This window comes from Actinokineospora auranticolor, from assembly GCF_041897805.1.
Classification (GTDB): domain Bacteria; phylum Actinomycetota; class Actinomycetes; order Mycobacteriales; family Pseudonocardiaceae; genus Actinokineospora; species Actinokineospora auranticolor.
In genome coordinates this window covers 7579555-7603390 of record NZ_CP154825.1, presented here as the reverse complement: position 1 = coordinate 7603390, position 23836 = coordinate 7579555, and the positions used below count along the sequence as shown (strand labels likewise).

23 protein-coding genes are annotated in these 23836 nt (G+C 72.1%); 9 read left to right on the top strand and 14 right to left on the bottom strand.

Going from position 1 to position 23836, the window contains the following annotated elements; genetic code table 11:
- Nucleotides 1-10: 10 nt before the first annotated feature.
- The 5 genes from V5P93_RS33110 to V5P93_RS33090 form a co-directional block, all read right to left on the bottom strand.
- Nucleotides 11-325: a WXG100 family type VII secretion target gene (locus tag V5P93_RS33110; RefSeq protein ID WP_104478174.1), complete on the bottom strand. Its 315-nt coding sequence runs from the start codon at nucleotides 323-325 to the stop codon at nucleotides 11-13.
- Nucleotides 325-753 (bottom strand): YbaB/EbfC family nucleoid-associated protein, encoded by a 429-nt coding sequence (locus V5P93_RS33105; RefSeq protein ID WP_104478175.1) that lies wholly within the window; start codon nucleotides 751-753, stop codon nucleotides 325-327. The genes V5P93_RS33110 and V5P93_RS33105 overlap by 1 nt, the downstream gene beginning before the upstream one ends.
- 205 nt (nucleotides 754-958) lie before the next feature.
- Entirely contained in the window at nucleotides 959-1900 is a 942-nt protein-coding gene (locus V5P93_RS33100) for a hydroxymethylglutaryl-CoA lyase (RefSeq protein WP_104478176.1), read from the bottom strand.
- Nucleotides 1901-1902: 2 nt separating this feature from the next.
- On the bottom strand, nucleotides 1903-2472 hold the full coding sequence (locus V5P93_RS33095; protein WP_104478177.1) for a PH domain-containing protein: 570 nt from the start codon (nucleotides 2470-2472) through the stop codon (nucleotides 1903-1905).
- A 110-nt stretch (nucleotides 2473-2582) separates the two neighbouring features.
- Entirely contained in the window at nucleotides 2583-3389 is an 807-nt protein-coding gene (locus V5P93_RS33090) for a biotin--[acetyl-CoA-carboxylase] ligase (protein ID WP_104478178.1), read from the bottom strand.
- A 170-nt stretch (nucleotides 3390-3559) separates the two neighbouring features.
- On the opposite strand from V5P93_RS33090, the gene V5P93_RS33085 reads away from it, so the two are divergent.
- Together V5P93_RS33085 and V5P93_RS33080 are read left to right on the top strand one after the other, a co-directional pair.
- Complete coding sequence (locus V5P93_RS33085; protein ID WP_104478179.1) at nucleotides 3560-5197, top strand: acyl-CoA carboxylase subunit beta; 1638 nt, start codon at nucleotides 3560-3562, stop codon at nucleotides 5195-5197.
- A gap of 155 nt (nucleotides 5198-5352) precedes the next feature.
- On the top strand, nucleotides 5353-5598 hold the full coding sequence (locus V5P93_RS33080; RefSeq protein WP_104478180.1) for an acyl-CoA carboxylase epsilon subunit: 246 nt from the start codon (nucleotides 5353-5355) through the stop codon (nucleotides 5596-5598).
- Nucleotides 5599-6185: 587 nt separating this feature from the next.
- On the opposite strand, the gene V5P93_RS33075 is transcribed toward V5P93_RS33080, so the two are convergent.
- Together V5P93_RS33075 and V5P93_RS33070 are read right to left on the bottom strand one after the other, a co-directional pair.
- On the bottom strand, nucleotides 6186-6731 hold the full coding sequence (locus tag V5P93_RS33075; RefSeq protein ID WP_104478181.1) for a GtrA family protein: 546 nt from the start codon (nucleotides 6729-6731) through the stop codon (nucleotides 6186-6188).
- 24 nt (nucleotides 6732-6755) lie between these two features.
- A complete protein-coding gene (locus tag V5P93_RS33070; protein ID WP_219823926.1) occupies nucleotides 6756-9038 on the bottom strand; it encodes a sigma-70 family RNA polymerase sigma factor in 2283 nt (760 codons plus the stop codon).
- Between the two features lie 240 nt (nucleotides 9039-9278).
- Between V5P93_RS33070 and V5P93_RS33065 the strand changes: the two genes are divergently transcribed.
- Nucleotides 9279-10073 carry a GGDEF domain-containing protein gene (locus V5P93_RS33065; RefSeq protein WP_104478182.1) on the top strand — a complete coding sequence of 265 codons (795 nt, stop codon included), beginning with the start codon at nucleotides 9279-9281 and terminating at the stop codon, nucleotides 10071-10073.
- A 286-nt stretch (nucleotides 10074-10359) separates the two neighbouring features.
- Here V5P93_RS33065 and purE read toward each other — a convergent pair whose 3' ends face one another.
- Genes purE through V5P93_RS33050 form a run of 3 tightly spaced genes read right to left on the bottom strand, consistent with a single transcriptional unit; the run spans nucleotide 10360 to nucleotide 13297 of the window.
- Complete coding sequence (gene purE, locus V5P93_RS33060; RefSeq protein ID WP_181043389.1) at nucleotides 10360-10830, bottom strand: 5-(carboxyamino)imidazole ribonucleotide mutase; 471 nt, start codon at nucleotides 10828-10830, stop codon at nucleotides 10360-10362.
- Nucleotides 10831-10882: 52 nt separating this feature from the next.
- Nucleotides 10883-12067: a 5-(carboxyamino)imidazole ribonucleotide synthase gene (locus V5P93_RS33055; protein WP_104478184.1), complete on the bottom strand. Its 1185-nt coding sequence runs from the start codon at nucleotides 12065-12067 to the stop codon at nucleotides 10883-10885.
- Between the two features lie 12 nt (nucleotides 12068-12079).
- Nucleotides 12080-13297 carry a glycosyltransferase 87 family protein gene (locus V5P93_RS33050; RefSeq protein ID WP_104478185.1) on the bottom strand — a complete coding sequence of 406 codons (1218 nt, stop codon included), beginning with the start codon at nucleotides 13295-13297 and terminating at the stop codon, nucleotides 12080-12082.
- A 67-nt stretch (nucleotides 13298-13364) separates the two neighbouring features.
- On the opposite strand from V5P93_RS33050, the gene V5P93_RS33045 reads away from it, so the two are divergent.
- The 5 genes from V5P93_RS33045 to V5P93_RS33025 all read left to right on the top strand — a co-directional run bounded on the left by V5P93_RS33045 (nucleotide 13365) and on the right by V5P93_RS33025 (nucleotide 17491).
- A complete protein-coding gene (locus tag V5P93_RS33045; RefSeq protein ID WP_104478186.1) occupies nucleotides 13365-14423 on the top strand; it encodes a DUF1152 domain-containing protein in 1059 nt (352 codons plus the stop codon).
- Between the two features lie 332 nt (nucleotides 14424-14755).
- Nucleotides 14756-15202, top strand: coding sequence for a hypothetical protein (locus V5P93_RS33040; protein WP_146107965.1), 447 nt, complete (start codon nucleotides 14756-14758; stop codon nucleotides 15200-15202).
- Complete coding sequence (locus tag V5P93_RS33035) at nucleotides 15195-15743, top strand: hypothetical protein (protein ID WP_104478188.1); 549 nt, start codon at nucleotides 15195-15197, stop codon at nucleotides 15741-15743. The genes V5P93_RS33040 and V5P93_RS33035 overlap by 8 nt, the downstream gene beginning before the upstream one ends.
- Nucleotides 15740-16255: a hypothetical protein gene (locus V5P93_RS33030; protein WP_104478189.1), complete on the top strand. Its 516-nt coding sequence runs from the start codon at nucleotides 15740-15742 to the stop codon at nucleotides 16253-16255. The genes V5P93_RS33035 and V5P93_RS33030 overlap by 4 nt, the downstream gene beginning before the upstream one ends.
- Before the next feature lie 78 nt (nucleotides 16256-16333).
- Nucleotides 16334-17491, top strand: a complete 1158-nt coding sequence (locus tag V5P93_RS33025; RefSeq protein WP_104478190.1) for an acyl-CoA dehydrogenase family protein — start codon at nucleotides 16334-16336, stop codon at nucleotides 17489-17491.
- Here the strand turns inward: V5P93_RS33025 and V5P93_RS33020 are convergent, their stop codons facing one another.
- Together V5P93_RS33020 and fxsT are read right to left on the bottom strand one after the other, a co-directional pair.
- Entirely contained in the window at nucleotides 17492-19570 is a 2079-nt protein-coding gene (locus V5P93_RS33020) for a tetratricopeptide repeat protein (RefSeq protein ID WP_104478191.1), read from the bottom strand. It lies immediately after the preceding gene.
- Between the two features lie 38 nt (nucleotides 19571-19608).
- Complete coding sequence (gene fxsT / locus V5P93_RS33015) at nucleotides 19609-21615, bottom strand: FxSxx-COOH system tetratricopeptide repeat protein (RefSeq protein WP_245931161.1); 2007 nt, start codon at nucleotides 21613-21615, stop codon at nucleotides 19609-19611.
- Between the two features lie 153 nt (nucleotides 21616-21768).
- Here fxsT and V5P93_RS33010 point away from each other — a divergent pair, with 153 nt between their 5' ends.
- Nucleotides 21769-22317, top strand: coding sequence for a DinB family protein (locus V5P93_RS33010; protein WP_104478193.1), 549 nt, complete (start codon nucleotides 21769-21771; stop codon nucleotides 22315-22317).
- Between the two features lie 51 nt (nucleotides 22318-22368).
- Here the strand turns inward: V5P93_RS33010 and V5P93_RS33005 are convergent, their stop codons facing one another.
- Nucleotides 22369-23163, bottom strand: a complete 795-nt coding sequence (locus V5P93_RS33005) for an SDR family oxidoreductase (RefSeq protein ID WP_104478331.1) — start codon at nucleotides 23161-23163, stop codon at nucleotides 22369-22371.
- Nucleotides 23163-23831, bottom strand: coding sequence for a TIGR03089 family protein (locus V5P93_RS33000; protein ID WP_104478194.1), 669 nt, complete (start codon nucleotides 23829-23831; stop codon nucleotides 23163-23165). The genes V5P93_RS33005 and V5P93_RS33000 overlap by 1 nt, the downstream gene beginning before the upstream one ends.
- Between the last annotated feature and the right edge of the window lie 5 nt (nucleotides 23832-23836).

The following is a 23836-nucleotide window of genomic DNA, read 5'->3' as shown; positions in this document are numbered from 1 at the left end:
CACGCCTCCCCTAGACGTCGACGGAACCCAAGGCGCGGGTGTTGGTGGTCTCGGTATCCGCGTACGCGCGGGCGGTGTCGCGCAGGCGGGTGCCGACGTCGTCGAGCTTCGCGGGCAGCGCGCCGACCTCGGCCAGCGTCGCGTCGGCGGCGCGCACGTGCGTCGCCGCGAACGCCTGGCCGATCTCGTCACCGCCCCAGCAGGACCCGGCGGCGGCCAGCCGGTCGGCCAGGTCGCGGTGGACCGCGCCCACCCGCTCGGCCAACCCGTCGAACCGGCCAGCCCGCTCGGCCAGGCGCGCGGTGTCGGCGGTGAAGCGATCCATCACGACCTCCCCGACTCCAGCCACTTCACGTTCTCGAAGCTCTCCTCTTCGACCGGCGGCCGCGGCGGCACCAGGTCGACGGGCGCCAAGTCGGCCGTGCCGCGCAACAGCGCCTCCGGGTCGGTGCCCGACGGCAGGACCGGCGCCACGGCGTGCCCGGCGGCCCGTGCGGCGAGCGCGTCCGCTGCGGTCGTCGTGCGCACGATCACCGCGGCCAGTTCGGCGGGCCGGTACACCCGGTACGCGTCGTCGCGCAGGTGCAGCCCGGTGAGCCCACCCTGCGCCGACACGGTGGCCGTGACGAGCCCGCACGGGCTGGTCGCCGACTCGTTGATCGCGGCCAGCGCGCGGTGCACCTCGGCCAGCTGGTCGCGCCCGCGGCGGTAGTCGGCGAGGAGGTCCTCGACCTGGGCTCGGTGGTCGGCCAACGGTTCCTCCGCTGCTGCTCTACAGCTGCTGTTCTTCGACTGCCGGACACGAGACGTCGGACATGGGTGCGCGTTGGACGCGCCACCCCCGACACCGGTTCCCGGCCAGGTGGGTGAAAACCGGGAAAAGTCCTCGGGTCCCACGTGGAGCCGGTGTGGACGAGGAGCGGTCCACAAGAGACAAACGAGCGGGGGCGGCCCTGGGTTACCCCCTGAGGGCGCGGACCACCCTTGACGGGCTGGGGCGGCCGAGGCGTTCGGCCATCCACGCGCTGGTGTCGGCCAGCTTGTCCAGGTCGACGCCGGTTTCGACGCCCAGGCCGTCGAGCATCCAGACCAGGTCCTCGGTGGCCAGGTTGCCCGTCGCGGACTCCGCGTACGGGCAGCCGCCGAGGCCGCCCGCCGACGAGTCGACCGTCGTCACGCCCAGGCGCAGGGCGGCGAGGGTGTTGGACAACGCCTGCCCGTAGGTGTCGTGGAAGTGGACCGCCACCCGGGACGTCGGCACCCCGGCCGCGTTCACCGCGCCGATCACCGACTCGACCAGGCCCGGCGTGGCCACGCCGATGGTGTCGCCCAGGGAGAGCTGCGAGCAGCCCATCTCCATCAGCCGCCGACCGACCGCGGCCACCTGGGCGGGCGGCACCGGCCCCTCCCACTGGTCGCCGAAGCACATCGACACGTACGCGCGCACGTCGAGCCCCTCGGCCCGGGCCCGGGCGACGACCGGCTCGAACATCGCGAACTGCTCGTCCAGCGTGCGGTTGAGGTTGCGCTTGGCGAAGGACTCGGTGGCGCTGCCGAAGACCGCGATGTGCCGCACCCCGGCGGCCAGCGCCCGGTCCAGCCCGCGTTCGTTGGGCACCAGCACCGGGTACGAAACACCCTCGGCGCGCGTCAGCCGGGCCAGCAGGTCCTCGGCGTCGGCCAGCTGCGGCACCCACTTCGGGTGCACGAAGCTGGTGGCCTCCAGCACGCCCAACCCGGCCGCCGCCAACCGGTCCAGGAACTCCAGCTTCACCTCGACCGGCACGACCGCCGACTCGTTCTGCAGCCCGTCGCGGGCGCCGACCTCCCAGATGGTGACCCGCTCGGGCAGCCCGTCGGTCCGCGCCCGCGCGGGCAGGCCGACCTCGCGCGCCCCCACGCCTAGCGCCGTCCCTGGTAGCCCTGGTCGGGGAACTCGCGGGTGCGGTCGTGGCCGCCGCGCGGCTCGGGGCGGTGGAAGTCGTCGTTCGGGTTGTCGTTGACCTCCCGGTAGAGCAGGGTGTGCACCTTCTCCACGTTCGGGATGTCGTCGAACTCCAGCGGCTCCTGCGAGCTGGACTCGATGATCAGCGTGCCGCAGCCGACGATCCGGTCGATCAGGCCGTGCTCGAAGCGCACGCTGCTGATCCGGGCCAGCGGGATGTCGATGCCGGTGCGCTTGACCACGCCCATCCGGAACATCACGCGGTCGGTGGTGACGATGAAGTGGGTGGTGCGCCACCGCACGAACGGCGCGAGGAAACCCCAGATGACGATCACCAGGGCGACCGCGCCGATGATGATGTACGCGATGTTCGCCCACGACAGGTCCTGGGCCAGCACGCCGAGCGTGATGCCGCCGCCGATGGCGACCAGCAGGATCACGTAGGGCAGCAGCAGCATCTTCCAGTGCGGGTGCTTGTGCAGCACGACCTGCTCGCCTTCACTGAGCACGTCGTCGGGGTAGGCCACTGCTCCTCCAAGGATCCGGCGGGCTCCAGATCATCATTGCCGACGCGGTTACCGTACTCGCCGGAACCCCGTCCGGGCGGCGCGGTTCGCGGATTGGTCCGGTCGTCGGGTCATGAACCGGGGCGCACGTGCACCACGTCACCGGCCGACACCGTCCTGGCGGTACCCGCGACGTCGATGACCAGTTGCCCGTCGGCGTCCAGGTCGGTGGCCAGGCCCTGCAGGTGCGCGCCGTCGGGCAGTTCCACCCGGACCCGTTGGCCGAGCGTGGCGCAGGCGTCGCGGTAGTGCGTGAGCAGGCCGGACGTGGCCAGGTCGCCCCGGGCGCCGCGCCAGGACCGCTCGGCCTCGTCGAAGGCGCGCAGCAGCGCGATGGCGACGGTGGTGCGGTCGTCGGTGCCGCCCTGCTGGGCCAGCGACGTCGGCGGCAGCCCGCCGGGGCCGACCGGGACGCCGTCGGGCAGGGGCGCCACGTTGAGGCCGATGCCGACCACCACGGCCGGGTGCTCGTCGGCGGTCGCCTCGGCCAGCACGCCCGCGCACTTGGCCAGCTCGGGACCGGCGAGCAGGTCGTTGGGCCACTTCAACGCGGCGGACACCCCGAGGTGCCGGGCCGTGCGCACCAGGGCGACCCCGGCGACCAGCGACAACGCGCCGAACCTGGCCGTCGGCACGCCCGTCGGCCGGAGCAGGACGCTGAGGTAGAGGCCGGTGGCCGGTGGCGACACCCAGCTGCGCGCCCGGCGACCGCGGCCCGCGGTCTGCTCCTCGGCGAGCAGCACGGTGCGGTCCGGCGCGTTCGCCGCCGCGGCGGCGACCAGGTCGGCGTTGGTCGATCCGGTGGAGGGGACCACGTCGACAGCGGTGTAGGTGCCGGAGAGCGCGGACCGCAGGGCCTCGACGTCGAGAGCTGCCATGGGTCAAGGGTAGAGCCGGCCCCCGGACCCGACCGGTCGGAGCGGAACGGCCCGGTCCGGGGGCGGCGGGTGCCAGCCTGGGACCTCCAGCGCGCTGGAGGTCAAGCCCGGCCCGGTGTGGTCTACGCCTCGGACCCGGGGTAACAGGCGGGTCGCTAGGCTCCGAAGCCATGAGCAGCGCGACCGAGCCCATCGGGTCACCGTCGGATGCCGAGCCGGACCTGCGCACAACCGCGGGAAAGCTCGCCGACCTCTACGCGCGCTACGACGAGGCCGTGCACGCGGGCTCGGCGCGCGCCGTGGAGAAGCAGCACGCCAAGGGCAAGCACACCGCCCGCGAGCGCATCGACCTGCTGCTCGACCCCGGCTCCTTCGTCGAACTCGACGAGCTGGCCCGGCACCGCTCGACCGACTTCGGCCTCGAGAAGAACCGCCCGTACGGCGACGGCGTGGTCACCGGCCACGGCACCGTCGACGGCCGCCCGGTGTGCGTGTTCAGCCAGGACGTGACCGTCTTCGGCGGCTCGCTCGGCCAGGTCTACGGCGAGAAGATCGTCAAGATGATGGACCTGGCGCTCAAGACCGGCCGCCCGCTGGTCGGCATCAACGAGGGCGGCGGCGCGCGGATCCAGGAGGGCGTGGTCTCCCTCGGCCTCTACGGCGAGATCTTCCGCCGCAACACCCTGGCCTCCGGCGTGGTCCCGCAGATCTCGCTGATCATGGGCGCGAACGCGGGCGGGCACGTGTACTCGCCCGCGCTGACCGACTTCATCGTCATGGTCGACCAGACCTCGCAGATGTTCATCACCGGCCCGGACGTGGTGAAGACGGTGACCGGCGAGGAGGTGACGCTGGAGGAGTTGGGCGGCGCGCGCACGCACAACACCAAGTCCGGCGTCGCGCACTACATGGGCGCCGACGAGGAAGACGCGATCGGGTACGTCAAGGAACTGCTGTCGTACCTGCCGTCGAACAACCTGTCCGACCCGCCGGTGTTCCCCGGCTACGCCGACGACGGCGGCCTGGTCGACAACCTGACCGACGCCGACCGCGAACTCGACACGCTGGTCCCGGACTCGGCCAACCAGCCCTACGACATCCACGAGGTCATCAACCGCGTCCTCGACGACGGCGAGTTCCTCGAGGTGCACCCCCTGTTCGCGCCCAACATCGTCGTCGGCTTCGGCCGGGTCGAGGGCCGCAGCGTCGGGGTCGTCGCCAACCAGCCGACCCAGTTCGCGGGCTGCCTCGACATCGACGCGTCCGAGAAGGCCGCCCGCTTCGTCCGCACCTGCGACGCGTTCAACGTGCCGGTGCTGACCTTCGTCGACGTGCCGGGGTTCCTGCCGGGCACCGACCAGGAGTTCGGCGGCATCATCCGGCACGGCGCGAAGCTGATCTACGCCTACGCGGAGGCCACGGTCCCGCTGGTCACCGTGATCACCCGCAAGGCCTACGGCGGCGCCTACGACGTGATGGGCTCCAAGCACCTCGGCGCGGACATCAACCTGGCCTGGCCGACCGCGCAGATCGCCGTCATGGGGGCGTCTGGGGCCTCGAACATCCTGCACCGCCGCACCCTCAAGGCGGCGCTGGACGCGGGGGAGGACGTGGACGCCCTGCGCGCGAAACTGGACCGGGAATACGAGGACACCCTCCTCAACCCCTATTTGGCGGCCGAACGCGGTTACGTGGACTCGGTCATCCCGCCGTCCCACACCCGCGGCCACATCGCCCGCGCCTTGCGCCTGCTGCGCGACAAGCGCGAATCCCTGCCCCCGAAGAAGCACGGCAACATCCCGCTCTGACGGGTGTTCCCGGGGGCCATTCCACCCCCGGGTTCCCCATTGTTCGCAGGTTGTCCACAGGCCCCGAATTCGATCTTCGTTCCGGTCGGTGCCCGCGACTAAAATGGAAACCGGGGGGCCGACGGCCGCCCAAGATCGAAATCAAGGGAGTACCGGTGCCCGACGATCCCGCCGCTAGCGAACCCACGCCCGAGCCCCGCCCCCTGCTCCGCGTGGTCAAGGGCACCCCGGACCCGGCCGAACTGGCCGCCCTCGCCGCCGTGATCGCCGCCGCCCCGGCAGCCCAACCCGCTGACCCGACCCCGCAACCCCCCAGCGCCTGGTCCGACCGAGCCGCCGCGACCCGCCGACCGCTACCCCACGGCCCCGGCGCCTGGCGAGCCTCAGCCTTCCCGCGCTGACCTCACGACGCCGGCCTGCACGCATCTGCCAGCGCTGGCCCTCCCGCCCGGTTGCCCGGCCGTTCCCGCGTTGCTCGCCCGGTGCCAGTCGTCCTGCGTCGACTGCTCCGGCGCCTGCTCGCGCCTGACCTGTCGGTGTCAGCCTTCCCGCGCGACGGTCGCCGGGAGTTGGCCTCCCGCGTGACCTTCCCACTCGGTCTCCCGGCATCTGGCTTCCCCCGCGATGCTCTCCCGCCGCCGATCGCCGCGCCCGTTGTCGATCTTGGCTGCGTCCGGATCAGGCGCTTGTCCACATGCCCCGAAGCTGTCCACAGCCTGGCATCAAGCCCTCCGCTCGCTGCTCCAACGCCGATAGAATGGAAATTAGGGGTTCCCCTGTCGAGGGGACCCCTCGCGGGCGTTCGGACGCGGCCAGGCGATGACGCACTCGGTCGAGGAAGGCCGCCGGTGGATGGCCCTGGTTCGAGACGTGATGGGCGTGGCGCGGAGCGGATCTCGGCCGGGGCGACGGTCCGGGCCTGTCGGCCGTGCCGGAGTGGCGGTGGCTCGTCAGCCGAGCGCGGGGCTCGACCCCGGCGAACGCGACCTCAGGCCGCGCGTTCCTCGTCCGGGGGCGGGACCGGGTGCAGGGCCCGCACGCGGGCCCGCGCCTCGGCGTCCGGGAAGACCCACTTCTTGAAGGCCCACCAGCGGAACACCATCGCCACCAGGGTCCCCAGGATGATGCCGAACCCGAAGTCCGCCACCTCCTGGGTCAGCAGCGTCACGTTCGGGACCTGCAGGTGCAGGAAGTACCGCGACACGTACAGCGGCAGCGCGTTGAGCCCCACCCCGATGCCGCTGATCAGGAAGAACAGCGCCGCCTCGTGCGGCCGCTCGCGCCCGCCGCGGTCCCGGAAGGACCACTCGCGGTTGAGGATGTAGGACACGATCGTCGCGATGATGACCGCGATGATCAGGGCCGTCACCGGGTTGCGGTTGAGCACCGTGAGCTTGAGCGCGTAGTTGATCGCGTTCGTCACCACGAAGCAGATGCCGCCGACCACCGCGAACTTGAGCAGCTCGCGGTGCTTGATCAACTGCGCGCGCACCGGAGCGGGCAGGCGGGCGAACAGGGAGTCGACAACGGCCATGGCGGCGGAGTCTATCCGCCGAGTTCATCCGGATGGCGTAGGCCGGCTATCGGGAGTCGCCTTCATCACCCGACGGCAACCGTCGCCGTTTCCCGCGCCGATCGAGATATCCACGCACAACAGCGGTTTCGAAGTCGGTTCCGGCTTCGACGACGGCTTTGTCGCGTCCGTCGGTTTATCCGGTTTACCCGAATGCTTGCAGCAATGGTCACCGCAGCACGGCGGGTGGTGTTTCTTCGGCAGCCGCACCGACGTCGTGTCCGACGCCGTCCCGAGCACCGCCGTGATCTCGACCTCGCGCTTGCCGCCGGACAGCGCGCGGGTCTCGTCCTCCTCGTCCGGCGCGCGCCCGGTCGTGGCCACCACCGCGACGCGCTCACCCGGCGCCAGCGGGCTCGCGCTCGTGCACGTCAGCTCGGACCGCTCGCGCACGCACGTCATCTCGCCCGAGGTCGGCACCTGCCGCAACCGGCCCGCGAACGTGATCGACACGGTCTTCGTGCTCTCGCCGGTGTTCGTCGCCGACGCCAGCACCCGGGTGTCGCGGCCCCGCTCCTGCTGCTGCACCTGGGCCCGCACGTCGACCCCGTCGGTCAGCGGCACGACCTCGATGCTGATGGTGAACTCGATCGTCTCCCCGCCCGCCGACAGCGAGCCGACGGTCTGCGCGGTCAGCCGGGCGTCGTCGGCGACCAGCCGGAACACCAGGGTCGTCGAGGTGCCCGGCTCCAGCCCGGTGCCGGTGCCGCAGGTGATCGTGCCGGTGCCGCCGCCGCAGCGGACGGTCTCCGGGGCCAGGGACGCCACCCGCGCGGTCGAGTCGCCCCCGGCGGGCAGCGCCCGCACGCCCGTGGGCAGCGGCAGCCGCGCCACGACCGGCTCGGACACGCTGCCGCCGTCGTTGCGGATCGTGATCGGCACGTCGGTCGGCGTCCCGGGGCGCAGCGACACGCCGTCCGCCGGGCTCTGCGCCACCAGCCGCGCGGGCTCGGGCGGCTCGGTGGTCGGCGGTGTTGTCGTCGGAGGAGTGGTCGTCGGAGGAGTGGTGGTCGGGGGAGTGGTGGTTGCGGGAGGCGTAGTGGCCGTCGGCGCGGGTGCGGTTGTCGTAGTAGTCGGAACCGGCTCCTCGGCCTCCTCCGCGTCGGGCTCTGAGTTGGTCGGCGGTTCCTCAATCGGCACGATCACGGGAGTCGTCGGCGTGGTGGTCGGTGGCGTCGTGGTGCGCGGTGGCTGCGTCCTGGTGGTCGCGGGTGGCTTCGCGACCTCCGCCGCGGGCACCTCCTGGTTCGACGGCGTCGCCGCGAACCCGATGACCACCGCCGTCACCAGCGCCACGCCGGACGCCGCCACGCCGATGAGCTGCCGGGGCACGCTGGTGAGCACGCTGATCACGCCGCCCGCCCCGCCGCCGGACGAGCCCGCCGCCGCGCCGCCCGCCACCGCGGCCGTCGCACCGGCCACGGCCGCCGACCCCGCAGCGACCCCGACCGCCGCCTTGCCCGCCGCGGCCAGGTACCCGGCCGCCGCCAGCGGACCCAGCACCAGCGGCGCGATGAACAGCCGCAGCCCGCTGTTGACGTCCGCCAGCTCCGCGGCCAGCGCGCGGCACCGCTCACACTCGTCGAGGTGCGCCTCCACCTGCGCGGTCTCCCGCTTGGACAGCCCGCCGCGCACCCACGCGCCGAGCCGGTCGGCCGTGGCCCGGCAGCGCTCGTCGTCGCTCTGCGCGAGGTGCACCTGCAGGTACGCCTGCTTGAGGCCCTCCCGGGCCCGGTAGGCCAGCGCGGACACGCCGTTGGGGCTCAGGCCCAGCAGCGGCGCCACCTCGGCGGGCGACTGGCCCTCGATCTCGGTGTGCCAGAGCACCGCCTGCCAGCGCTCGGGCAGCTTGGCGAAGGCCTGCGCGGCCAGCGACCGCTCCAGCCCGGCCACCGCGGTGTCGGAGAACGGGACGCTGACCGCGTCCTGGTTGATGCCGCTGACCTGGGACACGTCGTCGGAGTACTCGACCTTGCGGTCCCGGCGGGTCTTGTCGTAGGCGGTGTGCCGCAGCGCGGTGAGCAGGTACGCGCGGAAGGCCGCGTCCGGGCCGCGGCCCTGCTTGAGGGTCTCCAGGACCTTCGCGAACGCCTCGGACACCAGGTCGTCGGCCTCGGCCTGGGAGCGGGCCAGCTGGCGGGCCAGGTTGCGCGCGGCACCGACGTGGCGCTCGTAGAGCGAGCCGTACGCCGCGACCGTGCCCGCTCGCACCGCGTCGATGAGGTCGCCGTCGCTGGGACCGTCGGCCTCGGCCGGAACCGTCGTCACCGTGCTCCCCTCAAGCGCCGACACCTGTGCCGCGACCTAGTGTGACGGATGCTCACCCGCGCGTCACCTACCCCTCACGCGGGGGAGGGATGCCCGTCGGGTTGCGCCCGCACCCGGAATTCACCCGATCCGCGTCACAACCGCAACCCGGGGGCGTCTGCACCTGTGGAACCGGCGAAGGGAACCGAGGCTGTGGTCGTACGAGAAGCGGGGTCGCGGTGGCGCCGTGCGGGAGTGGACATGAGCCGCGACGGTGCTGACTGGTCGATGCGCAGCCTGCGGTCCCGCTGGCGCACGGTCAGCCTGACCGGTGGGTGGCGCTTCCCCAGCGACTGGGGCGTGCCCGAGGTCGACGACGTGTGCGCGGCCGTGGTGACCGGCGGGGACCTGGTCGGCGCGCTGCGCGACCTGGCCAGGGCCCGGGCGTACGCGGGGGTCGGGCTGGAGGAGGCACTGGCCGACCTGGCGGCGCTGTGCGCGGTGCTGGAGGCCCCCTCGGGTACCCGGGCGGCCGCCGACCCCGACGCCACCCCGCCCGCGCTGCTGCGCGCCACCGCCGTCGCCTGGGCCGACGCCGCGTTGGGCCGCCAGTACGCGCCGGAACCGACCGACCCGCTGTCCGGCCAGGCCACCGCCGACTACCTGCGGGTCCGCCTCGGCGAGGTCTACGCCCGCGGCAGGCGCGACGGCGTCTGCCCGTCGGACCGGTACGTGCTGCTGGTGGTCACCCTCGACCTGTCCGGCGTGGTCGGCTGGCCCCGCCTCATGGCGATGATGCTGGTCGGCGACGTCCTGCGGTCGGTGTTCGACGGCGGCGAGAGCGTGGCCGTCCTGGGCTCGTCGGTGGCGGTCGTGCTGGCGGAGCGGGAGCCCCGCCTCGCGGGCCGCACCGCCGACGCCCACACCCTCATCGCCGACCGCCTGGCCATCGACACCGACCTGGGCCGCTGCGCACCCCCGGAAATCCGAGTCGAACCCCTCCCCACCACCGAACCCGCCGCCCTGCGGCTGGTGCACGAGGTCAGCCGCGCCTGAGGCGGTGCGCGAGCTCGACCACCCGCGGGTCGGTCGGGTGCTCCCGGGTGCGACACCCTGACCGACACCACGCTCTACATCGACACGGGCGAAGATCCTGGCGACCCGAAGGTCAGCGTGTTCGGGCGCTTCCCCGACGGGACCGCCGTGACCGTCACGGCGCCGCTGTCCACGGACGACGTGGCCCGTGCGGCAACCAACTCGGTGTCGCGGCTCTCGGCTGGCTGCGGGAGCACGCGGCCTGACTGAACAGTCCCACGCCTGGCCCGGCGTGGGACTGTCGGTATCAGTCGAGGGAAGCGCGCAGGGCGGCGTCCTTCTCCAGGACCATCGTCTCCAGCGCCTTCTGGAAGTCGGCGACCCGCTTGCGGAGGTCGTCGTCGAAGGCGGCGAGGATGCGGACGGCCAGGAGGCCCGCGTTGCGGGCTCCGCCGACAGAGACGGTGGCCACCGGGATCCCGGCGGGCATCTGCACGATCGACAGCAGCGAGTCCATGCCGTCCAGGTACTTCAGCGGTACCGGCACGCCGATCACCGGCAGGGTCGTGGCCGAGGCGACCATGCCCGGCAGGTGCGCGGCCCCGCCCGCACCGGCGATGATCACGCGCAGGCCGCGGTCGGCGGCGGTCTCCGCGTAGCTGAGCATGCGGTGGGGGGTGCGGTGGGCGGAGACCACGGCGACCTCGTGCGGCACGTCGAACTCGGCCATGGCCTCGGCGGCCAGGCGCATGACCGGCCAGTCGGAGTCGCTGCCCATGATCAGGCCGACGGTCGGGGTGGGTGCTGCGGTCACCGGTAACGCACTCCTCTTAGTGGATCTCGTAGCCGTCTTGCCAGGTGGCGGTGGACAGCCAGTGCGCCGCCAGTGTGGCGCGGGCGCGGACCCCGGTCATCTCCGCACCCAGGAACGTGACGTGCCCGACCTTCCGCCCGGGCCGCTCCCGCTTGCCGTAGAAGTGCGCGCGCGCGTCCGGGTACCGGGCGAACAGGTGGTGCAGCCGCTCGTCGACGCCCATCGACGGGGTCTCGGCCGCGCCCAGCACGTTGGCCATGACGACCGCGGGCGCCACCTGGTCGGTCGCGCCGAGCGGGTAGTCCAGCACGGCCCGCAGGTGCTGCTCGAACTGCGAGGTCAGCGCCCCCTCGATGGTCCAGTGCCCCGAGTTGTGCGGGCGCATCGCGAACTCGTTGACGACCACGCCCGCGTCGGTCTCGAACAGCTCCACGGCCAGCACCCCGACCACGCCCAGCTCGTCGGCGACCCGCAGCGCCAGGTCCTGCGCGGACCGCGCGCGGTCCTCCGACAGGCCCGGCGCGGGCGCCAGCACCTCGACGCAGATCCCGTCCACCTGCACGGTCTCCACGACCGGCCAGCTCGCGCCCTGCCCGAACGGCGACCGGGCGACCAGTGCCGCCAGCTCCCGGCGCATCGCGACCCGCTGCTCGACCAGCAGCGGCGTGCCCGCCGCCAGCAGCTCGGGCACCAGCGAGGAAGCCTCGGCGGCCGAGTCCAGCATCCACACGCCCCGGCCGTCGTAGCCGCCGCGCGCCGCCTTGAGCACGCACGGCCAGCCGACGGCGTCACCGAACTTCACCACGTCCGAGACGTCGGTGACCTCGGCGAACTCGGGGATCGGCAGCCCGAGCGCGGCCAGCTTGCGGCGCATGACGAGCTTGTCCTGGGCGTGCACGAGCGCGTCCGGCCCCGGGTGGACCTTCACCCCGTCGGCGACCAGGGCGCGCAGGTGCTCGGTGGGCACGTGCTCGTGGTCGAACGTCAGCACGTCGACCCCCGCCGCGAACCCGCGCAGCGCGCCGAGGTCGGTGTGGTGCCCGAGGGTGACGTTCGGTGACACCAGGGGGGCGGGCTCGTCGGCGGTGACCGCGAGCACGTGCAGTGACTGGCCGATGGCGACCGCGGCCTGGTGCGTCATGCGCGCCAACTGGCCGCCGCCGACCATCCCGACCTTGGGGAAACCGGTGCGTTCGTCCACGAGGCGAGGACTCTACCGACTGGCCCGGCGCCGTCTGACCAGCAGGATCGCCGCGGCCACCACGGGCACCAAGAGGTAGGCGCTGCCGATCACGTACTCGAGCGGCGTCCACTCGAACTCCACGGCCTTGCCGTTGCGCATCGCGAGCAGCACGCAACTGGCGAAGACCAGCACCACCGCCCCCACCGGCGCCAGCGCGACCCACCGCGCGCGGCCCCGCTCGGGCAGCTCGGACGGCAGCCGCGACAGCAGGTAGACGACCAGCGGCACCGCCCACACCCAGTGGTGCGACCACGACACCGGGCTGGCCAGCAGCCCGAGGAACGCGGTGACCAGCAGCGCGGGCACCGGCTCACCGGCGCGGTGCAGCCGCCGCACCCACAGCACGCACGGCACGGCCAGCGCCAGCGCGATCGGCGCGACCACGCGCATCGACCAGTCGGCGTTGTCGGTCAGCCGCAGCACCAGCCCGTTGAGCGACTGGTTGCCCGCCCAGTAGATCGGCCCGATCCGCTGCGGGTCCTGTACCGCGGCACCCCAGAACTGGGTCACGTCGTGCCGGATCAGCACGTACATCAGGCCCTGGAGCAGCAGGAACGTGGCGAACGCGCGGGCCGCGTCCGCGCGCCTGCCGGTGACCAGCAGGTGCCCGACGAAGATCAGCGGGGTCAGCTTCACCGCCGCCGCGACCCCGATCAGCACCCCGCCGAACCGGCTCCCGCGCGCGCCGACGACCAGCACGTCGAGCACCACCATGGCCATCAGCACCAGGTTGATCTGCCCCAGGAAGACCGTCCGCCACACCGGTTCCAGCCCCAGCAGCACGATCCCCAGCACGGTGGCCGTCTTGACCGGCGTGAGCCACTCGGGCCGGTTCGGCAGGTTCTCGACGCAGACCTTGATGACCCACGTCATCAGCAGCATCGATACCGCGCCCAGCAGCGCCCACGCGATCTGCGTCGGGACGAGCGCGAGCGGCACGAACAGCAGTGCGGCGGTGGGCGGGTAGGTGAACGGCAACCGCGCCCACGACGGCTCGGCGCTCAGCGCCATGTGGTCGTAGAGCGGTTCGCCGTGCAGCAGCGCGACCGCACCCGAGCGGTAGACGGCGTTGTCGACGCCCAGGTGCCACCCGAGCCGCCACCCCACTACGCCCGCGATCAGACCCACCACGGGGAAGAACAACAACGCGACCCAAGACGGCCGGGTACGCAGGGCTGACTCGGTCACGTCGACAGCAAATCATGACCCGGATCAGCGGCGTCCGGCTGACCCCGCCCGGACGTAGCCTGACCCCGTGCGCACCCTCATCGTGGCCGCGGGCGGGGGCGGGGACGCCATCGCGGCGGCCATGGTCGCGGCCGGGGAGGCACCCTGTGTCGCCACGTTTTCTTGGGACCGGGTCATCTACGACCCCGTCCCAGGCCCACGCGGTGTCACCGACTTCACCGGACTCCGCACACCCGCCGCGGACTGCCACGAGATCGTCGGCGCCACGACCGCGCGTCCCCCAGCCCGCTCGACGATCCCGCGCTTGGCCGCCGAACTGCCCGCCCGCTTCTTCCTGCTGGACCCGCTCCACGGCGCCCCGGGCCTGGCCCGCCAGCTCCGGGCCGTCGCCCGGCAGGTCGGCGCCGGGCGCGTCACGCTCGTCGACGTCGGCGGGGACCTGGTGGCGCGCGGAGACGAATCCGGGCTGCGCAGCCCGCTGGCGGACGCGCTGGCGTTGACGGCCTGCGAGCTGTCCGGACTGCCGTTCGACGCCCAGGTCTGCGGGCCGGGGCTGGACGGTGAACTGGTCGAGGAACAGGTACTCGACCGGTGCGCGAGGCTGGGCGGCACGCGGCTCGCCGACCTCGACGCGGAGCGGGTGGCGGGCTTCCGGCCGATCTTCCGCTGGCACCCCTCGGAGGTGACGGGACTGTTCGCCGCCGCGGTCCGGGGTGTGCGGGGGACCGTGGAGATCCGCGACGCGGGCGACCTCGTACCGCTCACGGACCGGAGTCCGGCGCGGTACCGGGTTCCGGCGGAAGCCCTGGTCGACGACAACCTGTTCGTCGAGCCGCTGCGCGCGGCGGCGAGCCTCGACGAGGCGCAGCGGGTCGTGGCGGCGATCAGCGGCCGCGACGAGTTGGCGCGCGAGCGGGTGAAGGCGGCGGAGAGGCGGGTCGGGGTGCCGGGCGACCTGCGCGCGGCCGTCGAGAGTGAGGTGCGCGCGGCGCGGGACCGGGAAGCGGACTTCCTGTCCGTGCGCCGGATGGCGGAGCTGCTGCTGAACCGGGGTTTCGCGGCGGCGGAGGTCGAGGCGCTCAAGGAGTCGAGCGCGGTCGACCCGCCGCTGTGGTTGGTTCGGTAACTCGACCTTCGGGCGGAACCCGGGGCGCGGCCTCCAGATCGGGACGCGCGGGCCGCGGCCACGCGGCACTCGACCGCGGGGTTCCCGCTCAACCTCGGGTTGGTCGGCGAAAGCGCTCGGGTAGGCGTCCGGTGTTCCGGAGCGCGCATCCGGCGATGTGCGCATCGACCGGGTCGTGGCTGTGCTCGACCGTGGAAGTGCGTGGCGGAAAGGCGCTGCGGCGTAACCGAAGCGGCTCCCGCGACGACTGGGTGGGTGCCGGGTTTGCCGCGTCCGCCGGGAGTTCTGTGATGAGCGCACCCACTGTTTGGCGCCCTGGACCTTTGTTGACCGTGCGCGCCTCGTTGCCCGGCGCGCTGCTCGTGGTGCTGCTCGTGCTGTGTTACGTGGCGTGGGGCGGAATCCTGCCGCCGGAGGTGTTCTTCTCCATCGGGTGGGGGCTCGCGGTCGCCGCGGCGGCCATCGTGTGGTTCGCCGACCAGCGCTCGGTGCCGGACAGCTGGTGGCAGCCGATGACCTGGGGCGTGGCGGCCGGGTGGTTCGTGCTCGGCCTGCTCGCCGTGCTGCCGCTGTCCCCGCCCGGCGACCCGTGGTTCCGCATCGTCGTCGCGCTGCACCCGGTCGGGTGGTTCATGGCCGTGGTCCTGGCGCTGTGGCAGTGGACGCTGGTGCGGCCGGGGCGGTGGCGGTGGGCGCAGGCGATCGGGACGCTGGTGGCCGTCGGCGTGCTCACCAATGTCGCGGTCTTCATGTTCATGATGATGGCTCGCGGTGACTGAGGGCCTCGCGGGCTCCGCCGTGGGCGCGCGCTCCGGCCTCACCCTCCGGGCCGCGTTGCCCGGGGCGTTCCTGCTCGCGCTGCTCGGGCTCGAACTGCTGATGTGGTCGAAACCCTGGCCGGATGACCTGGACGACCACGCCCTGCTGCCCGGGAGCCGGTTCTTCTACCTCGGTTGGTCGATCGCGGTCCTGGTGGCGGTGGTCGCCTGGTTCGCCGGACCGGGACCCGTGCCCGTCGGGTGGCGGACGCGGATGACCTCGGGCGCGGCGCTCGCGTGGTTCGGGCTCCTGTGGGCGGCCGCGGGTATGTACAACCACGACCTCGACGAGTCCGTGCTCGTCGTGGTCGCCTTGGTGCTGAACCCGTTCGCGGCGGGGTCGGCCGCGCTGGTGGGGCTGTGGCAGTGGGCGTTGCTGCGGCCGGGCGGCCACCCCGTGCTCCGGGTCCTGGGGACGCTGCTGGTCACCGTCCCGGTGTCGACCCTCACCGTCCTCGCCTACCTGCTGCTCAGCGGCGTCATCCCGGAAGCAGTCCAGTGAGCGTGCGCATCGTGCGGGACGGCGGCCTCACCCTGCGGGCTGTGCTGCCGGGGGTGCAGGTGCTCGCCCTGCTCGGGCTGGTCCTGGCGGTGTGGGCGGTGCCCCGGCCGCGGGTCTCCGGCGACCCGGTGCCGGTGTCCGGGGAGGTGTTCCTCTACAGCGGCTGGGCGGTGGTGGTGCTGCTGACGGTCGCGGCCGGGTTGTCCAGCTCGAAGAGCGTCCCGGACACCTGGTGGACCCCGATGACCGCCGGTGTCACCGCCGGGTGGTTCCTGGTCGCGTGGCTGGCCATCACCGTGCTCACCCCGTTCCCCGCCCAGCTGACCTGGTTCTTCCTCGTGGTGAACCCGATCGGCCTGCTGATGGGCGGGCTGATGGCGCTGTGGCAGGGGGCGATGGTCCGGCCGGGCCGGACACCGGCGTACCGGGTGGTGGGGACGTTCCTGGTCAGCGGGGTGGTCACCACCGTCACCGTGTTCCTGTACCTGCTGCTCAGCGGCATCGTCGAGTGAGCGCGGCGGCGGGGAAGGACACCGATGTGAACGCGCGCTAACATCGGTCCGGATGCTGCTGCTACTTGGAGGTAGGACGTGGACGGCTACGGGCTCTACCAGCTCGGCGACGAGCACGACGCGCTGCGCGAGGCCGTGCGCGACCTCGCCGAGAAGGAGATCGCGCCGCACGCGACCGAGGTCGACGAGCAGGAGCGCTTCCCGGCCGAGGCGCTGGCCGCGCTGAACAAGGCCGGTTTCGCCGCGCCGCACATCGCCGAGGCCTACGACGGCCAGGGCGCGGACTCGGTGGCGACCAACATCGTCATCGAGGAGGTCGCCCGGGTCTGCGCCTCGTCGTCGCTGATCCCCGCGGTCAACAAGCTCGGCACCATGAACCTCATCCTGGGCGGCTCGGAAGAGCTGAAGAAGCAGGTGCTGTCGCAGATCGCCGCGGGCGAGATGGCCTCGTACGCGCTGTCCGAGCGCGAGGCGGGCTCCGACACCGCGTCCATGCGCACCCGCGCCCGCCAAGACGGCGACCACTGGGTGCTCAACGGCACCAAGTGCTGGATCACCAACGCGGGCGAGTCGAGCTGGTACACGGTCATGGCGGTGTCGAACCCGGAGGCGGCCAAGCCCGTCGACGGCATCTCGGCGTTCATGGTGCACAAGGACGACCCGGGTTTCGTGGTGGGCTCGAAGGAGCGCAAGCTCGGCATCAAGGGCTCCCCGACCCGCGAGATCCACTTCGAGAACTGCACGATCCCCGAGGACCGGATCATTGGCCAGCCCGGCCAGGGCCTGCGGCTCGCGCTGCGCACCCTCGACCACACCCGCCACTCCATCGGCGCCCAGGCGCTCGGCATCGCCCAGGGCGCCCTCGACGCGGCAGTGGCGTACGTCAAGGAGCGCAAGCAGTTCGGCAAGGCCATCGCCGAGTTCCAGGGCATCCAGTTCATGCTCGCCGACATGGCCACCAAGGTCGAAGCCGCCCGCCACCTGGTCTACGCCGCCGCCGCCAAGGTGGAACGCGGCGCCCCGGACGGCTCCTTCGCCTCCAGCGCCGCCAAGACCTTCGCGTCGGACACGGCCATGGAGGTCACCACCGACGCGGTCCAGTTGTTCGGCGGCGCGGGCTACACCCGCGACTTCCCGGTGGAGCGCATGATGCGCGACGCGAAGATCACCCAGATTTATGAGGGCACCAACCAGATCCAGCGGCTGGTCATGGCTCGTTCCCTGCTGCGCGGCTAGTCACTCGCGGTCTGAAGGGCGGTCGGATCCTTGATCCGGCCGCCCTTTGCGCTGCAAATAGGCGATGCCGCGTCGGGTGCTGACGGTGTTGGGATGGTCGGGTCCGAGGACGCGGGTCCGGTCAGGCAGGAGGCTTTCGAGTTCGGTGAGGGCCCGGGCGGTGTCTCCGCTCTTGCCGCACGCGTAGGCGAGGTTGTGCCGGGTGGTGAGGGTGCTTGGGTGGTCGGGTCCGAGGACGCGGATCCGGTCGGCGAGAACGGCCTCGAGTTCGGTGACCGCTGTAGCCATGTCTCCGCCTTCTCCGCGCGAGTAAGCGAGGTTGTGTCGGGCGGTGAGGGTGTGCGGGTGGTCGGGTCCGAGGACGCGGACTACGTCCAGGAGGATGCTTTCGAGTTTGGTGACTGCTGTGGCCGCGTCTCCGGTTTGCGCGTGCCATTGGGCGAGGCTGTGTCGGGTGGCGAGGGTGCCCAGGTGGTCGGGTCCGAGGATGCGGACCAGGTCGGGTAGGAGGTTGTCGAGTTCGGTGAGCGCTCGCGTGGTGTCACCACTTCTGCTGTACGCGTAGGCGAGGTTGTGCCGGGTACTAAGGGTTTTAGGGTGGTCGGGTCCGAGGACGCGGATCAGGTCGGGTAGGAGGTTGTCGAGTTCGGCGAGTGCTCTGCCGGCATCGCCTGCCTGGATGTGCCAGTAGGCGAGGTCGTGCCGGGTAATGAGCGTGTCGGGGTGGTCGGGTCCGAGGTGACGGGTCGCGGACTCGTGCAGGGCTTCGAAGTAGTCACGCGCACTCGCTACCTGGCCGATCTGGCCCAAGTTGTTCCCTGCTCGGAAAAGCACCGGATGGACTGCCGGTTTCCACAGCGTTGTGCCCGCGGCGATGGCCAGTGCGGCGGTGTTCGCCCGTAGTGCCGTACCCAGGGACGCGTCCAGTTCGATCTCCGGCCAGGTGGCCAGCAGGGCGTCGGCGGCGATGTGGGCCAGGACGGCTTGTTCGGTCTCGGAGACCTGTTCTCGGGTGGCACGTTGGACCAGGGCGTGGACTCGGACCGCGGTGGCTTCCGACTGTTCGTCGAAGGTGATGAGGGAGAGGCGGGCCAGGCAGGCCAGCGCGTCCCAGGCGTCGTCTTTGGTGACGGGGTTGCCTGCTTCCGTGGACAGGTGCTTGAGCGCCGGGTTTGAGGTCAGCACCGACAGCGGAATGCCGTTGGGGTCGAGCATCGCGGTGAGTTGCAGCATCGGCTCGGCGACGCCGGTTGGCTCCAGCTCGTTCGCCCGCTCGATGGACAGTGACCAGGTGACGGCTACTGCCCGATTGGTCTCCGGCCTGAACAGGGTTTTCAGGGTTCGGCTGCGGTCGTGCCAGCGGGTCAGGTACTTCTCGCAGCTCAGGCGGCGGTCTGCCATGAAGGCGCCTGCTTGGCCGATGGCCAGCGGCAGGTGGCCCAGGGTTTCCACGAGTTGCTCGGCTCCCGGCAGCAGGTGTGGTCGGTCCGCGAGGTAGCCGGACAGGCAGGCTTGGGACTGCGCTGGCGTGAACAAGTCGATCGGAACCAGGCGTCGGCCTTCGACGTGGGCCGCGGTCTCTTCGCGGCGGGTGGTGACCACCATGCGGCTGGCGGGGGACATCCTCGGCCACAGATCGTCCAAGGGATCCCAGACGTCATCGAAGATGAGTAGCCAGGGGGTCGTGGTCGTGGCGAGCCAGCTCAGGACCCAGGTCAGGGCGCGGTCGGGGGTCTCGGTGACCCCGCTCAGCTGAGCGGCCAGGCCGACCAGGCCGGAGACCACGTCGTCGCGGGACGCGGCGGTGATCCAGGCGATGACCTCCGCTTTTCCCCGGGCCTGCTCGGCGTAGTCGGCGGCCAGTTGGGTCTTGCCCAGTCCGCCCATGCCGCACAGGACCACGCACTCGCCCGGTTCGACGTTGAGTCCGCGCTTTTGGAAGCCCTTGGCCAGTGGGGGAACCTGGCCGAACCAGCAGGGCAGGGTGAGTTCGCGGGACGCGCCTTCGAGGTACACGTCGCCGTTGATGGTGCCTGCTTGCAGTGCCTTGTCCGCTCTGCCCATGCTGTTGGACCGCATGCCTCGATCATCGCGTGGGTGCCGGGTCGTGTGACCCGCTACTTGGTTTCGCGTTGCCAGTGGGCGAGTTCCTGGCGGGTCAGGAGGGTGTCCGGGTGGTCCGGGCCGAGGACTCGTGATCGGGCGTCTAGGACCGCTTCGAGTTCGGCGCGGGTTCCTGCTCTGTCGCCCGCTATCCCGCGCCGCTGGGCGAGGTTGTGGCGGGTGAGGAGCGTGTCGGGGTGTTCGGGGCCCATGACCCGGATCTTGTCGGGGAGCAAGGTCTCGTACTCGGCCAGTGCTCCGGCCGCGTCCCCGGATTCCCCGAGCCAGTACGCGATGCTGTGGCGGGTGGCCAGGGTGTCGGGGTGGTCTGGGCCGAGGACTCGGATCCGGTCGGCGAGGAGGACTTCGTGGTCGGCGAGCGCGCCGGTGGGGTCACCGGTTTTCCCGCGCCAGTAAGCGATGCCGTACCGGGTGAGGAGGGTGTCGCGGTGATCGGGGCCGAGGACTCGGGTCCGGTCGGGGAGTAGCGCCTCGTAGTCGGCCAGTGCTCCGGCCGCGTCTCCGGTCCTCCCGCGCCATTGGGCGAGGTTGTGGCGGGTGGTGAGGGCGTCGGGGTGGTCGCGACCGAGGAGGCGGATCTGTTCGGGTAGCAGGGTTTCCAGGTCGGCGAACGCTCCGGCGGCGTCCCCGGTCTGCGCGCGCCAGTAGGCCAGGTTGTGGCGGATGACTAGGACGCCGTGGGAGTCCGGGCTGAGTTGGGTCATTGCCGCGTGGAGGTGGGTGAAGTAGGTGAACGCCCGCGCGACTTGGCCGATCTCGCCCAAGTTGTTGCCGGCGCGGATAAGGACCACGTGGATGTCCGGCTGCTGGAGGTGAGCGCGCGCTGTGGTGGCCAGGGCGGCGGTGTTCGCGCGCAGTGCCGCGCCGAGGCGAGCGTCGAGTTCGATTCGCGGCCAGGCGGCCAGGAGCGCGTCGGCGGCGACCTGGGCCGTGGCGGCCAATTCGGTGTCGGAGAGGCGTTCGCGCGTGGCGCGTTGGACCAGGGCGTGGACTCGGACGGTGGCGGTGTCCGAGCGTTCGTCGAGGGTGATGAGGGACAGGCGGTCCAGGCAGGCCAGTGCGTCCCAGGCGTCCTCTTCGGTTGTGCCTGCGGTGAGGTGGTTCAGAACCGGGGGTGAGGTCAGGACGGACAGTGGGATGCCGTTGGGGTCCAGCAGGGCGGCGAGTCGTAGTAGCGGTCCGGCGGCTGGTTCCAGCTCGACGGCCCGTTCGACGGACAATGACCATGTGACGGCGACTGTGCGGTCGGTCTCCGTCCCGGACAGGGTCTCCAGTTCGCGGGTGCGCCACCGGGCCAGGTACTGCGCGCAGCTCAGCCTGCGGTCTGCCATGTAGGCGCCCGCCTGACCGATCGCCAGCGGCAGGTGACCTAGTTCCACCGCCAGCTCTTCCGCGCCGTCGACGAGGTGTGGGCGGTCCGCGTGGTAGCCGGCAAGGCACGCCTGGGACTGGGCCGGGGTGAACAACCCCATGGCCACCAACCGGCGGCCGTCGACGTGGGCGGCGGCGTCCTGGCGGCGGGTGGTGACCACCATGCGACCGGCGGGCGACAGCGTCGGCCACAGGCCGTCCAGGGTGTCCCACACGTCGTCGAAGACGAGGAGCCACGGGGTGTCGGTGGTGGCCAGCCAGCTCAGGACCCAGGCCACTGCGCGGTCGGGGTCCTCGGTCACCCCGCTCAGCTGGGCGGCCAAGCCGACCAGGCCGGAGACCACGTCGTCGCGGGAAGCGGCGGTGATCCACGCGACGACCTCCGCGCCTGCGCGGGCGTACTCGGCGGCCAGCTGGGTCTTGCCCAGCCCGCCCATGCCGCACAGGACCACGCACTCACCGGGCCCGGGCGCCTGCCCCCGCCGCTGGAAACCCTTGGCGGGCGGCGGGATCGGGCCGAACCAGCACGGCAGCGTGAGGTCGCGCGACGCCCCGTTGAGGTGCACCCCGCCGTGGATCGTGCCCGCCTGCACCGCCTTGCCGACCGAACCCATCCTGTTGTCCCGCACGCTCTGATCATCGCCCCGGGACCACAGCGCGTAACCCGGGTGACGCGGTGCGTGTTTCTTTCTGGAGATCACCATTGCGGACCGAAGTTGTCCGCAACCGGTCCTAGAGTGTCCTCAACAGCGAAAACCGCCCTACGAACCGAAGGACACACCGTGACCAGCGCCGAGACCAACTCCTCGCCCCTCGACATCTCGGCCACCCCGGCCCCCGCCGACGTCGACCAGGAGCGGGCCGACCTGCTCCAGACCCTCGCCGCGCACCGGGGCTTCCTCCGCTTCACCGCCCGGGGGCTCACCGACGAGCAGGCGGGGCAGAAGTCGACCGTCAGCGCGTTGAGCGTGGGTGGGCTCATCAAGCACGTCACCGCCACCGAGTCGGCCTGGTACCGGTTCATGATGGGTGGCCCCGACCTCATGATGAGCGAGGTGGGCGACTGGGAAGACGAGCACCGGATGAACCCGGGCGAGAAGATCGAGGACTTCCTCGCCAGGTACGAGGAGGTCGGCAAGCGGACCGACGAGTTCGTGCGCACCGCCGACCTCGACAAGATCTGGCCGCTGCCCGTCGCCCCCTGGTTCGAGCCGGGCGGCACCCGCTCCATCCGCCGGGTCGTGCTGCACCTCATCGCCGAGACCTCGCAGCACTCGGGGCACGCGGACATCATCCGCGAGTCCATCGACGGCCAGCGCACGATGGGCTGACCCCTGACCGGGTGGATCGCCTCGCCCGAGCGGGCGATCCACCACCGCGGGTCACCGGGACATGCGGCGGACCAGCGGCCGGATCAGCGGCTGGTACAGGGATCCGAACAACCGGGGCAGGGCATCGATGACCCGGGCGTCCGGGCCGATCAGCACCCGCGCCTTGTCCCGGCGCACGCCCTCCATGATCGCCAGGGCGGCCTTGCGCGGGCTCGTCAGCGCGACCTTGTCCAGCGACCGGCCGAAGTCCGCGACCTCGGCCGGGTCCGACGTGCGGGCGTTGCGCGCGATGTTCGTCTTGATGCCGCCCGGGTGCACGCACGTCACACCCACACCCGTCCCCTCGACGCGCATCTCCTGCCGCAGCGCCTCGGTGAACCCGCGCACCGCGAACTTCGCGGCGTTGTAGGCGCTCTGGGTCGGCACGCCGATCAGACCGAACACACTGGACACGTTGACCAGGTGCCCCCGCGCGGCCACCAGGTGCGGCAGGAACGCGCGCGAACCGTGGACCACGCCCCAGAAGTCGATGTCCATCACCCAGCGCAGGTCCGCGTCGCTCATCTGCCGCACGGTGCCCTTCAGCGCGACACCGGCGTTGTTGACCACCAGGTCCACCCGCCCGAAGTCCTCGGCGACCCGGGCCGCGTGGGCGTACACCGCGTCGCGGTCGGCGACGTCGAGCTCGTAGGCGCGCACCCCCGACGGCAGCCCGGCCAGCCCCGCCGGGTCCACATCGGACGCCGCGACCCGCGCGCCCGCGTCGTGCAGGGCCAGCGCCAGTGCCCGGCCGATGCCCGACGCGGCACCGGTGACCGCGGCGACGCGGCCGCGGAAGTCGCGCATCACCCGGCCAGCCGGTCGGCGGTCGTGCGCTCGGTCGACCGGTGCCGGTCCAGCCGCGCCGGGTCCGGGTTGCTCACCTGCACCACCGACCCGCCCGCCGCCAGCGGCGCGACCAGGGCCGCCAGCACCCCGTCCGGCACGGTCCACGCCAGGGTCGACAGCAGCCGCGTCCCGGGCGCCAGGTCCCCCGACGCCAGCACCTCGTCCACCGTCAGCCCGCCCAGCGCCGGGCTCGACCCCGGCACGGTCGAACCGAAGAAGTCGTCGCCGAACATCCGGGCCTCGCCGACGAAGTCGGTCACACTCCCGGACGACCCGCCGAGGTCGCGCCCCATCGGGTCCAGCGACACCGCCGCCACCACCCCCGCCGCGGTCTCCCCGGGAGCGACGAACGTCACGGCCGCCTCGCCGTCGGCCACGACGTGCGCGCCCGCCCACCACGCGCCCAGCAGGATGCCCGCGGTCTGCCAGTGCGCGGGCAGTCGCACCGCGACCGGGGTGCCCGGCGCCACGTCGTGCTCCTCGACCAGCCAGTTCGCGGTCTTCGCCGCCCAGTTGGCCAGCGTCGCCGCCGACAGCTCGACCCGCGTGCCCGCCGCGTCGTCGTAGTGGGTCACCAGCGGCTGCGCCGGTGTGGAACGGGCGAAGAGGGCTTTGGTGATGCTCACCCACC